The organism is Pseudorhodoplanes sp. (assembly GCF_035565855.1).
Classification (GTDB): Bacteria; Pseudomonadota; Alphaproteobacteria; order Rhizobiales; family Xanthobacteraceae; genus Pseudorhodoplanes.
In genome coordinates this window covers 1-8,849 of the sequence record NZ_DATMRX010000063.1, presented here as the reverse complement: position 1 = coordinate 8,849, position 8,849 = coordinate 1, and the positions used below count along the sequence as shown (strand labels likewise).

Genomic DNA, 8,849 nt, shown 5'->3' with positions numbered 1-8,849 from the left:
TACATCGCGTGCACATAGCCGGTGCGCGCGCCGAGGCAGCCGGCGAGCGAGACCACCGACAAAGCGGCCATCAGGCTGGAGCGCGTCAGGATCGCGGTGCCGGCGAACATGGCGGTGACGAACAAAGCCGCGCGCAGCGATCCTTCGTCGTAGATCAACAGGCCGCCTGCCCCGGTCAGCGCGCCGATGATGATCAGCGTCTGCGACAGAAGGCTCACCACCTCGCCGCGCACACTCGCCAGTCCGAGGCCGATCGCGAACACGATGCCGCCGATGATCGCGGCCGCGCCCGGGCTGAACCCGAATGCGGTGAGGAGGATCGTAACCGCGCCGGCGCTCGCCGCGATCACGCCGAACCCGGTCAGGATGTTGAGCCCGAGATGGCCGGTGTCCTGCGCGGCCAGCGCCTTCAGGCGATCGGCTTCGGCGGGCGTGAGCTTGCCGTCTTCGACGAGCTTGGACAGATCGAGGGTGATTTTCATGGTGCTCTATCGCAAGGCGGCCCGAAGTTCTCCGATGCGCCGGTCGTAAGCCTGCGCGATGCAGGCCGTGTCGGCGCAGGCGTTGCGCAGCCTGATCCAGCTGCGCTGGCCGGTCGCTACGCCGGGGCGTGCACGGGCGGCCTTGTAGAGCGCATCGAGATCGCGGTCGCGTTGCGCCAGCGCCGGGTCGTTGCAGATCGCCTGTTCGACCTGCGTCAGCCTGCCGGTGCAGGCAAAGCTCGGCGTCACCTGCGGTGAGACCGTGCGTTGCGGCGGCGGCGGGGTCAGCGTCGCGATCTGCTGCTGCGCGCCGCCGGACATCGCCTGCAATTGCGCGATGCGTTGGTCATAGGCCTGGGCGATGCACGGCACCGCATTGCCGCACCCATTACGCTGCCCGATCCAGGCGCGCTGCTGGTCGCGGAGCGCAACGCGTTCTGTTTGCGGCAGGCGATCGGCGAGCCGGTAATAGACCTGCGACAGAATGCGGTCGCGCGCCGATAGCGCGGCGTCGCCGCAGATCGCCTGCTCCACCGGCTTGGTGTCGGCGCGGCAATCGAAGCTCGGACCGGCCGGGAGGGACGCCACCTGCTGTGGCGTCAAAACCGGGACGGCGGCGGCCGGTTGCTGGGCCGGGCGCGGTGTCGCGGATTGAGGCGGCTGAACCTGCGGCTGCACCGGGGCAAGAGCCACGGCGCCACCGGACCGGGGCGGCGCGAAATAGAACAGCGGTCCGGACAGTTCGTCGTAGTAGGCCGGGCGCTGCTCGTGGTTCACGGTCGCGGCCAGCTCTTCCACGTCCTCGCGCACCTCGCGCGCCAGATCGGTGATCGGCTTGCCCTCGACGGCAATCTTGCGAAGCAGCGTGCGGGTATAAACCGACGTCGGTTCGCGATCGTTGTCGTCCAGACGATCCGCGGCCGTCTGGCCGAAGCCGGCCGAGAACAGAATGAAGAAGCCGCCCTGCCCCTTGACCGGACGCCGGGACGGCTCGACCAGCCCGCCGCGACGGCCGACCGACCGGGTGCCGCTCTGGGCATAGGGATTGTCGCGACAGGCATCCACGATCGCGATCTGGACATTCGACCCGGTGGCGCGCACGCGCTCGATCAGCGGCATCAGCGCGAAGGATTCGAGCTTCAGCCCCTCCTTGTCCACCCGGTCCGGCCGGGGCGCATCGACCGGCAAGAGATAGTTTTCACCGTCCAGGGCGACGCCGTGTCCGGAATAATGGATCAACGCGATATCGCCGGGTCCGAGCTTGCGGGTGAATTCCGAGATGCCGCTGTTGAAGGCAGCCCGGTCCGGATTGATCAGGATATCGACGGAAAAGCCGACTTTCTCCAGCGCGGCCTTCATGGCGCGCGCGTCGCCCACCGCCTTCTGCAGCTTCGCAACATTGCGATAGTCGTCCGCTCCGATCACCAGCGCACGACGCGTCTGGGCGGACGCCTCGGCGACATACAGGCCGATCAAACCGGCCGCGATGGCAACCGCGAGACCGGCGCGGAGAGCCGATAGCAACATGAAATTCGCTCCAAGCCGGAAAGACTTAGCACAAATTGCTCAAACCTTGGACAGCTTGCCAAAAGCGCCGTGCGGTCAATTTCCAGAGAGCCGGGAGTGATTATGTAACCCCCTGTCAACTTCCCTCGTGACCTATGCGCGACACTGCGCCAAGTTACGATCACCTTTTCAGGAGACTTACAGATGAGCGCCGAAAAGACCCGAGCCCGCCTCGCCACCCCGACCGATCTTGGCGGCAACGCCACCAAGGATATCAGCGGCGCGCTCAATGCCCTGCTCGCAGATACCTTTGCGCTTTATATGAAGACCAAGAACTTCCACTGGCATGTGAGCGGTCCGAATTTCCGCGACTATCATCTGATGTTCGATGAGCACGGCGATCAGCTTTTCGCCATGACCGACGAGATCGCCGAACGCGTTCGCAAGATCGGCGGCACGACGCTGCGCTCGATCGGCGACATCGCGCGTCACCAGCGGATCGCCGACAACGACGCGGGTTACGTGGACGCACAGGACATGCTGGCCGAGTTGCGCGAGGACAATCAGACCTTGATCAAGGCGATGCGGCAGGTCCACGACATCTGCGACGAGCATGGTGACGTCGCGACTGCGAGCCTTCTGGAGAACTACATCGACCAGGCCGAAAAGCGGGTGTGGTTCCTGTATGAATCGGGCCGCGCAGCGACGGCGACGGGACAATAGAGGTTGAACCGGCGCGCCCTCCGCGCCTAAGCTGCCGGCGTGCAGAGTTCTTCAATCCCAGCGACACGCCGGCCAGCATGACCCTTTCCGCTACTTCCGCTGCGCACGGCGAAAGTGGAGACGCGCGCTCGCCGGTTCGCAAGCAGTTTGTCGACCGCGTTTTCGACGGGGTCGACCCCTTCGCGTCGTATGCGGCGTCCGAAACAGTCTCCAAATCCTTGACCGATGCCCTGCCGGAGGGCTGGGGCTCGGATCATCCGTATTTCCGGGACTATATCGAACTGATCCGGCCCCGCCGGATCGTCGAGATCGGCACCTGGCTTGGGGGCAGCGCCGTCCATATGGGCCGTCTGCTGCGCGCCGCCGGACTGAACGACAGCTGCATCATCTGCGTCGATACGTGGCTCGGCAGCTCCGAGCATTTCCTGAATGCCCCGGAGCGCCGCACCCTCAAGCTCACGAACGGCCGCGCGACATTTTACGACGATTTCATGCGCAACGTGGTTCGCCACGGCCTGAACGATCTGATCGTTCCGTTCTCGATCACCAGCGTCGCGGCGGCGGAAGTGTTTCGCGAAATCGAATTCGCGCCGGACCTGATCTATGTCGATGGCGATCACACCTCGCGCGGATTTCGCGCCGATCTGGAATTGTACTGGGACATCCTGCGGCCGGGCGGCGTGCTGATCGGCGACGATTTCGACTGGCAGGAAATTCACATGAATGTCCTTGAATTCGCCTTCCTTCAGAAGGTCGAGTTCAAGGCATTCGACAACAAGTTCGCGATGCGCAAGCCGACCTGACCCGTCGGCGCAATCGAGGTCAGGGCACCAGCCTCAATACCTTCGCCGCGGCTTCCATCTCGGCTTCGCGATGCGCGCGGCGCTCCATCGCCATGGTATCGCGGCCCCATTGCTCCATCTGCCAGTCCTCGTCGACATGCGCAGCCTTCCACGCGTCCTGCGGTGAAATCGCGCCCGCGGCGAGCGCGAGGGCAAGGAGCGGTGAGCCGGTCAATGTCATCACAGAATGCAGAGCGCCGAGCCGCCAGGCATCGGCCGGAATGGCCTTCGCCGCCGCGGCAATGGCTTCCTCCGGCTGCGCCGCGAACACTACGCCTTCGACCATGATGAAACGCGCGCCCAGCGTGTCCGCGGCCCAGCGCACGACGGGATCCCATTCCTTCATCTGGCGCTCGGTGAGTCCTTCCGGTCCGTCGGCGCGATAGAACAACAGATCGGACCCGAGATACTTCACGACCTCGTCCCGCACCTCCTGCGGTTTGTCGGCGACCCCGTCGATGATCGAATTGGCAAGCCGGGTGAGCGGCATGTGCGCGGGATCGATGACGTCGGTTTGCGCCTGCCATTCCTGCGCAATCGCCTCGGCGAGTTCGCGCGAGCTTGCCGCGAGCGGGCGGCGCGCCGGCGTGCGGATCGGCTTGCCGTCCAGCGTGACCACAAACACATCGCCATCAGGCGCAACGCCTGCTGTCTTGTAGAAGCGCTTGCGCAAGTTCGGGCGAACATTGCGCCGGGCAGCCTCCATTGGGTCGAGCGCTTCCGCCTTGAAGAGATCTTCGAAGATATCGCGCATCAAAAATCGTCCGTTACATACCGGGATCAGGCCGGCTCCCGGGCCAGCAATAACGTCTCGAGGCAGGGTCGAAGTTCCGTGAAATCGGACACAACCGCGTGCGCGCCGCTCTGCTCCAGAAGCGCGGCCGGATGATAGCCCCAGGTCACTCCGATCGCATGGACGCCCGCGGCACGCGCCATTTCCATGTCGTATGTGGTGTCGCCGATCATGATGGTGTCGTGCGGCGCGATGCCGGTCTCGTGCATCGCCTCGAGGATCATTCCGGGATGCGGCTTTGACGGCGCGTCATCCGCGGTCTTGATGGTCGCGAAATGCGCCAGCAGATCGTGATGCGTCAGGATGGCTCGCACGCCGCGTTGCGACTTTCCGGTCGCGATCCCGAGCAGCACGTCGTCGCGGGTCGAAAGCCCGGTGACGGCATCCCGGGCGCCGGGATAGAGCGGCTCCTGATGCTCGGGCGAATGACGCAGCTCGAAGAACGCCTCTTTATATCGTTCGATCATGCTGTCGATCGGGACGTCGCCCTGCCCTTCGCACAGCCGGTCGAACGCCTCGCGCAAGGACAGTCCGACGATGGACAGCACCCGCTCGCGCGGCGGACAAGCGATCGCATGGGCCTCATAGGCGCGCTGCATTGCGGCACAGATCATGTTCTGGCTGTCGACCAGGGTGCCGTCGCAGTCGAAAATGACGAGTTTCAGCAGTCTGCTCCGCGATTGGACATAGACGTTGGTAAGGCGGGCGTTCGTATGACGCGATCTTGTGCAATGCACAAGCGCGCGTTGGCTATCACGAAAATCGGCGCCGCGCGGCCGGGCGTCACATATCGTGATCCCTCGCCATGAATCCACGGCCCGGCGGACACCGCTCGATCAACCATATGCCGGGATTCGCCGTCCCCGACAGCACTCCTGTGGCTTTTCGGAATGGGAGTGACTAAAATCGGCCTTGGAGTCGACGGATACAAGCCGACCCAATGAGGGATGGAAATGCCAGCCTGCCGTTATCGGCTCGCCGGTCCCATACCACCGCAAGAAGCCGACAGGCTTCGGGACGCGCGCGAGAGGAGTCGATGAAACCAACGGACATCGACGATCCCAATTACTTCCACAAGGTCGTGGACTGCCAATGGGCGTGCCCGGCGCACACGCCCGTACCAGAATACATCAGGCTGATCGCGCAGGGTCGGTATTCCGACGCCTACATGATCAACTGGAAGTCGAACGTGTTTCCGGGAATTCTCGGACGCACCTGCGATCGCCCGTGCGAGCCCGCATGCCGGCGCGGCCGCGTCGAAAAGGATCCGGTCGCGATCTGCCGATTGAAACGCGTCGCCGCCGATTACAAGGACGACGTGTCCGCACGCATGCCGAAGAAGGCGCGCGTGAAGAACGGCAAGCGCATCGCGCTCGTCGGCGGCGGTCCCGCCTCGCTCACGGTCGCGCGCGATCTCGCGCCGCTCGGATACGAATGCGTGGTGTTCGACGCCGATCCCCTGCCCGGCGGCATGATGCGCACGCAGATCCCGAAATTCCGCCTGCCGGATTCGGTGATCGACGAGGAGACCCGATACATCCTCGATCTCGGCGTCGAATTCCGCGGCGGCCAGCGCATGAATTCCATGAAGGCGCTGCTCGACGACAATTACGATGCGATCTTCGTCGGGTCAGGTGCGCCGCGCGGACGCGATCTCGACATTCCCGGCCGCAAGGAAGCGGCGAAGAACATCCATATCGGCATCGACTGGCTGTCCTCGATCGCCTTCGGCCATGTCGACAGGATCGGCAAGCGCGTCATCGTGCTCGGCGGCGGCAACACCGCGATGGATTGCTGCCGTTCGGCGCGCCGGCTCGGCGGCGAAAACGTGCAGGTCGTGGTGCGATCCGGCTTCGACGAGATGAAGGCGTCTCCCTGGGAAAAGGAAGACGCCATGCACGAGGATATCCCGATCCACAATTATCTCGTGCCGAAGGCATTCACCCACGAGAACGGCAAGCTCACCGGGATCACCTTCGAGAAGGTGAAGGCCGAATACGACGCCAAGGGCCGCCGCAATCTCGTCCCCGCGGGCGAGCCCGATCAGCATTTCCCGTGCGACGACGTCCTCGTCGCGGTCGGCCAGGAGAATGCCTATCCGTGGATCGAGCGCGACATCGGCATCGAATTCGACATGAAATGGGATATGCCGGTGGTCGACGGAACCACGTTGCGCTCCACCCATCCCAAGGTGTTCTTCGGCGGCGATGCCGCGTTCGGGCCCAAGAACATCATCTGGGCGGTCGCGCATGGCCATGACGCCGCGTTGTCGATCCACAAGATGCTGTCGGGCGAGGACATCAGCGAGCGGCCGCTGCCGCATGTCGATGTCGTCAGCCAGAAGATGGGCATCCACGAATGGTCCTATGACAACGACATCACGCTGGACCAGCGCTACCGCGTGCCGTTGCGCGAGAAGACGGTGGCGCTGCGCGACATCAAGGCGGAGGTCGAGCTCGGCTACGACGTCAATCTCGCGCTCGGCGAAGCGCATCGCTGCCTGAATTGCGACGTGCAGACGGTGTTCACGTCGCAGCTCTGCATCGAATGCGACGCCTGCGTCGACATCTGCCCGATGGACTGCATCACCTTCACGCCGAACGGCGATGAAGCCGATCTCCGTCAGCGCCTCGAAGCGCCGTCGCTGAACCTGACGCAGGATCTCTACGTGCAGGACGGGCTGAAGACCGGCCGGGTGATGGTGAAGGACGAGGACGTGTGCCTGCATTGCGGGCTATGCGCGGAACGTTGTCCGACCGGCGCCTGGGACATGCAGAAATATCTGATCGAAATGACTCATGCGGGTGATCGAGGATGCCAGGCCCAGCGCTCAGCAGCGTGAATGATTTCGTCATCCGCTTCGCCAATGTGAACGGCTCCGGCTCGGCCAGCGCGAACGAGATGTTCGCCCGAGCCGTGATGCGGATGGGCGTTCCGGTCTCGCCGCGCAACATCTTCCCCTCGAACATCCAGGGCCTGCCGACCTGGTACGAGGTGCGCGTCACCGAGGCCGGTCATCTCGGCGCCCGCGGCGGCGTCGATTTCATGGTCGCGATGAATCCGCAGACCTTCGACAAGGACGTCGCGATGATCGAGCCGGGAGGCTACCTCCTCTACGACTCGACGAAGCCCCTGCCGCAATCGAAATTCCGCGACGACATCAACGTCATCGGCGTGCCGCTGACCGCGATCTGCAACAAGGAATATACCGACCCGCGCCAGCGCCAGCTGTTCAAGAACATCATCTATCTCGGCGTCTTGTCGGCTCTGCTCGACATGGACGTCAAGGTGATCGAGACGCTGATCGGCGAGCAATACAAGGGCAAGGACAAGCTGATCGGCCCGAACGTGCACGCCCTGCATCTCGGCAGGGACTGGGCACATCAGAACCTGCAATGCCCGATCGGTTTGCGGGTGGTGAAGTCCGACAAGATCGGCGACCGCATCTTCATCGAGGGTAATGCCGCCGCGGCGCTCGGCGCGGTCTATGGCGGCGCCACCGTCTGCGCCTGGTATCCGATCACGCCGTCCTCGTCGCTCGCCGACGCCTTCACCCGCTATTGCGCGCGGCTGCGCGTCGACAAGGAGACCGGCGAAGCGAAATACGCCATCATCCAGGCCGAGGACGAACTGGCCTCGATCGGCATGGTGATCGGCGCAGCCTGGAACGGCGCCCGCGCCTTTACCGCGACGTCCGGGCCCGGCATTTCGCTGATGCAGGAATTCATCGGCCTCGCCTATTTCGCCGAAATCCCGTCGGTCATCTTCAACGTGCAACGCGCCGGCCCCTCGACCGGCATGCCGACCCGCACCCAGCAATGCGATCTGATCTCCTGCGCCTATGCATCGCATGGCGACACCAAGCATGTGATGCTGTTCCCGGAAGATCCGCACGAAGCCTTCCAGTTCGGCGCATCCGCTTTCGACCTCGCCGACCGGCTGCAGACTCCCGTCTTTGTGATGCTCGATCTCGATATCGGCATGAATCACCGGCTCTGCGCGCCGCTGACCTGGGATGACTCGCGCGTCTATGACCGCGGCAAGGTGATGACCCATGCCGAGCTCGAGGCCGGCGTGGAATTCGGCCGTTATCTCGACGTGCATGGCGACGGCATTCCGTTCCGCACCTATCCCGGCACGCATCCGACTCGCGGCTCGTTCTTTACGCGCGGCACCTCGCGCGACCGCTATGCCAAATACACCGAGGAAGGCGGGCCCTATGTCGACAACATGCAGCGGCTCCTGCGCAAGTTCGAGACCGCAAAGGATCTCGTTCCGCGCCCGCTGACCGCCAACGCCGCCAAGCCGACCAAATATGGCGTGATCTATTTCGGGTCCACCTCTCCGGCGATGGACGAGGCGATCGGCATCCTGGAAAAGCGCGGACATCAGCTTGACCGCATGCGGGTGCGCGGCTTTCCCTTCCATTCCAGCGTCAACTCATTCGTCGCCGACCACGACTTCGTCTATGTCGTCGAGCAGAATCGCGATGCGCAGCTTCGC

Annotated in this window: 8 protein-coding genes; 4 read left to right on the top strand and 4 right to left on the bottom strand. The window is 63.9% G+C overall.

The features are described from left to right. Positions 1-482: hypothetical protein (locus VN004_RS03680; RefSeq protein WP_325607137.1), on the bottom strand; the 482-nt coding region annotated here is incomplete at its 3' end. A 6-nt stretch (positions 483-488) separates the two neighbouring features. Beyond that, positions 489-2,009: a caspase family protein gene (locus VN004_RS03675; protein ID WP_325607135.1), complete on the bottom strand. Its 1,521-nt coding sequence runs from the start codon at positions 2,007-2,009 to the stop codon at positions 489-491. A gap of 183 nt (positions 2,010-2,192) precedes the next feature. Between VN004_RS03675 and VN004_RS03670 the strand changes: the two genes are divergently transcribed. Beyond that, positions 2,193-2,711 carry a DNA starvation/stationary phase protection protein gene (locus VN004_RS03670; RefSeq protein ID WP_325607133.1) on the top strand — a complete coding sequence of 173 codons (519 nt, stop codon included), beginning with the start codon at positions 2,193-2,195 and terminating at the stop codon, positions 2,709-2,711. Between the two features lie 77 nt (positions 2,712-2,788). After that, positions 2,789-3,514 carry a class I SAM-dependent methyltransferase gene (locus tag VN004_RS03665; RefSeq protein WP_325607131.1) on the top strand — a complete coding sequence of 242 codons (726 nt, stop codon included), beginning with the start codon at positions 2,789-2,791 and terminating at the stop codon, positions 3,512-3,514. A gap of 19 nt (positions 3,515-3,533) precedes the next feature. Here VN004_RS03665 and VN004_RS03660 read toward each other — a convergent pair whose 3' ends face one another. Together VN004_RS03660 and VN004_RS03655 are read right to left on the bottom strand one after the other, a co-directional pair. Next, positions 3,534-4,307 (bottom strand): ATP12 family chaperone protein, encoded by a 774-nt coding sequence (locus VN004_RS03660; RefSeq protein ID WP_325607129.1) that lies wholly within the window; start codon positions 4,305-4,307, stop codon positions 3,534-3,536. A gap of 26 nt (positions 4,308-4,333) precedes the next feature. After that, the gene (locus tag VN004_RS03655; RefSeq protein WP_325607139.1) at positions 4,334-4,999 is read right to left on the bottom strand and encodes an HAD-IA family hydrolase; all 666 of its coding nucleotides are present in this window, start codon (positions 4,997-4,999) and stop codon (positions 4,334-4,336) included. Positions 5,000-5,382: 383 nt separating this feature from the next. Here VN004_RS03655 and VN004_RS03650 point away from each other — a divergent pair, with 383 nt between their 5' ends. Continuing rightward, positions 5,383-7,188, top strand: a complete 1,806-nt coding sequence (locus VN004_RS03650; RefSeq protein ID WP_325607127.1) for an FAD-dependent oxidoreductase — start codon at positions 5,383-5,385, stop codon at positions 7,186-7,188. Continuing rightward, positions 7,161-8,849 (top strand): 2-oxoacid:acceptor oxidoreductase subunit alpha (locus VN004_RS03645; RefSeq protein ID WP_325607125.1); only part of this gene is annotated, 1,689 nt, incomplete at its 3' end. The genes VN004_RS03650 and VN004_RS03645, both read left to right, overlap by 28 nt.